The sequence below is a fragment of the Candidatus Latescibacterota bacterium genome, from assembly GCA_019038625.1.
Classification (GTDB): domain Bacteria; phylum Krumholzibacteriota; class Krumholzibacteriia; order Krumholzibacteriales; family Krumholzibacteriaceae; genus JAGLYV01.
Window position 1 is genome coordinate 1 of record JAHOYU010000133.1, and the last position, 3,482, is coordinate 3,482.

At 52.4% G+C, this 3,482-nt stretch carries 2 protein-coding genes; both read right to left on the reverse strand.

Features of this window, described 5'->3' with window-relative positions; genetic code table 11:
• Window positions 1-2,818, reverse strand: a 2,818-nt coding sequence (locus KOO63_10380) for a VCBS repeat-containing protein (protein ID MBU8922211.1), incomplete at its 3' end; no start/stop codon positions are given.
• Window positions 2,815-3,482 (reverse strand): hypothetical protein (locus KOO63_10385; GenBank protein ID MBU8922212.1); only part of this gene is annotated, 668 nt, incomplete at its 5' end. The genes KOO63_10385 and KOO63_10380, both read right to left, overlap by 4 nt.

The following is a 3,482-nucleotide window of genomic DNA, read 5'->3' on the forward strand; positions in this document are numbered from 1 at the left end:
TTATTCCGCCCGACGGTTCATCACCGCTCAAAGGCTCCAGCAGAATGATTATCCCCAGAGACTGTCCCGGGTCGAGGCTGAACGGAGGCTCAGTCTCCAGTCGCATCCCGTTATCCGGCAGGCCTACATCCGATATTTCCAGCGCAGCGTTTCCTGAGTTCAGGACCATAAGCTCTGCCGATACGGTGTCGCCGGCGGTTACGACGGGAAAATCGAGGGTCTGAGGGTTGAGACTGATCATGGGCCTTACCGGCATTACAGGCCCGATTTCTTTCCGATAGACGGGCAGGTGCCTGACTGATGCCACGCGTCTCGGGTTCTCGATCACCGTGAATACGAGCTCGACCTGGCGCCGGTCGAACGGTAATTGGAGGATGTCCCATTGGATCGTGTGCTGATCTCCTGCGGGTGAAGTCGAGAAAGGTCCCTCAGGCCCTGTCGCCGTGCTTTCCAGGGGCCTCAGTTCCTGCTCCCCTGTATATCGGTATTTCGTAAGGATGAAGGCCGGGTCAGAATCGGGATCGACTATCGTCATATCAATATCGTAGATGTTCTCATCTGTCTTTTCCATCGACACCCTGCTAAGAAACGCGTGCGTCGATGGAAGCTGATCAGACAGGTCGAGGGGGTCGCCCTTATAGACCGGATGTGCCAACCCCTCGAATATCGACAGCCTTTCGTTATAATTTCCACTCAGAAGATCGACATCTCCATCCATATCAATATCGACACATATGACGCAATTCGATGGCAGGTCGACATCGGAGGTCCACAACGGAGTCGTCGAGGGGAGAGTGCTGCTCCCTCCGTAGATCCTCGCGGGTTGACCTGAATTCCCACTGGCGAGGTCGAGCATCCCGTCTCCGTCGATATCGGAAAAGACCAGTGATCTCGTAGCCTCCGACGGGACGGACGACCATCCGGGATTTGCTGGAAACCCTTCTCCATCGTTTACGAAGATCGTATTGTATTGATCTGAATTGCCGCAGGCGAGATCCATATCGCCGTCACCGTCGACATCGCCGATGGCGAGTGCCCATGTCTTCGCGGTTGAGGCCGAGGACCAGGACGGCGCGGACTCGAGGCCAGCCCCCGTGTTTTTGTAGATGCAGTTGTTCTGTCCCATGAATCCGCCGTTTCCGGCAATGAGATCGGTCAGTCCATCGCCGTCGATGTCGCCGGCAAGGATACACCATGTCGCGTTCGAAGGCTCTGAGGACCAGGACGGACTCGTCTCGATGCTTCCCGAGACGTTTATATAGATATTATTGCTCTGGCTGAGATTACCGCAGGCGAGGTCCAGATCCCCATCATTGTTGAAATCACCGAGGTTCACTCCCCATGTCGTGTTCGAACCGTCTGAACTCCATGAGTTCGATTCCTCGAGGGTGCCGCCGAAATTCAGGTAGAGAGTGTTAGGTTCGTCCAGGTTTCCACAGACCAGGTCGTCGTACCCGTTTCCGTCGATATCTCCCGTTGCCACAGAAAAAGTCGTCCGGGAATCGGCCGATGACCATCCGGGAACAGGTTCGATAGTTCCGTTATTGTTCATGAAGATCCGGTTCGGCTCACCGTTGGTTCCACATACGATATCGGGATCCCCGTCGTTATCGATGTCACAGGCCGCGATCGCCCTTACTGCCGCTGGCTGGTCGGATATCCAGCGGGGGATCTGTGTCAATGCTCCACGTATGTTGCGATAGATCGTATTCGGCTCTCCATCTGGAATATCTCCCGAGTTTGCGAATACAAGATCGGGATCTCCGTCGCCGTCCATGTCGGCAGGCAGAAGGATATACGTCCTGTTCTGTTGATCAGAAAACCAGACTGGATCGTCTGTCAGTACACCATTGTCGTTTCTATATATCGTGTTGAACTGATCTGTATTGCCGAAGGTCGCATCGAGGTCGCCGTCACCGTCGAGGTCCGCCAGCTCGGCTCCCGCAGTATTCAATGTCTGGTTAGACATCCAGACGGGAGTAGCAGAGAATGTCCCACCTGTGTTCAGATAGAGAAAGTTCTTTTGCGCGAGAGTGAACTCCCCCTTGTTACCGCAGAGAAGATCGATCAGGCCATCGCCATCAACGTCTCCAAGCGCGATATCCCAGGTCATCATCAAAGAATCTGAAGACCACACGGGAAGAGAATTTACAGAATCGATATCGTTTATGAAAAGTGTATTCGATTGCTCGAAGTTGCCACATGTGATGTCGAGATCACCGTCATCATCTATATCACCGGCTGCTATACTCGTAGTGTTGTAATGGGAAGCGGATAGCCACCACGGGGCCTGTAAAAATCTTCCTCCCTGATTGAGATGGCAGGTGCTGCGACCCCCGAAATTAGCGGTAAGAAGATCGAGCGCGCCGTCGTCGTCGATATCGGCCAGCTCAACCTGGTACGTGGGCGACCCTGTCGTCAGCGCCCATGTAGTATCTACAGGTATCGTTCCGCTGTTGTTGATATATACCGTGACGGGTTGTAGATAATTCCCGAATATTATGTCGAGATACCCGTCACCGTTGATATCACCAAGCGCGACAGATGTGGAGTTCAGGGAGAGAGTGGAGGACCACGAAGGGATCACGGAAGTCTCTCCATCGGCACTGAGGTAGATCGTATTTGGTTCACCCCAGTTGGCGAAGACCAGATCGAGATCTCCATCCATGTCTATATCTCCAGCAGCGATGCTGTAACTGTTGTTGGCCGGGCCAGTGGTCCAGAAGGGGCTTGTCTCGATTGACAACGCCTGGGCGAAGCATCTCCCACTCGGGATGCACATGGCCGCAAGGAACAATATGATTAAAGTCTTCTTCATATTTTGAACTTACCTAACAGGGATGAAAATCTGCCTCGTCCGGTCTGGACATCGCCTGATCTCAGGACAAAATTCCTGAAAGAATCGGAACATAGCAGAGGGCCAGCGTCTGTTTCGATGAGATATCCCCGGCGGACCAGATTCTCATTCACGAAGTGGAATTTCCTGTCTATCGATTTTCCGGATGCGATCTTTGACATGTTACTCTTTTCCGAATCGTCGAATTTTTCCCATATGAAACTGTAATGAGGAAGGGCTTCCTCTTCGAACATTTCCGTTACGTTTTTCCAGTTCGGTTCAGCGTCGGGATCATCCGTGAGATGGTCGAACAGACTGCAGCAGGCCATCTGCAGATAGAAAGGAAACAGACCTGCCAAATCGATGAGCTTTTCGGCATAGCTGCCAAGAGGCACTCCTTCGTGTTCGGAGGGGACAGTGACCAGTTCGATGGCTTCATCTCTGCTGAACGGTCTGAGTGGAAGGTTTGAAAAGATATTAAAGAACGGCGAATCGGATATGTCCTTGTCATGACACATCTGTTGCAGCTCATCCCTGGATGAGGTTATATAGGCCACTCTGAAGGAATTTGCAAGAGATCGCAGAAATGAAAAGAAGTCCATCTCAAAGTTTTCATTCCTTGTAATCAGCTCGAATTCGTCCATCA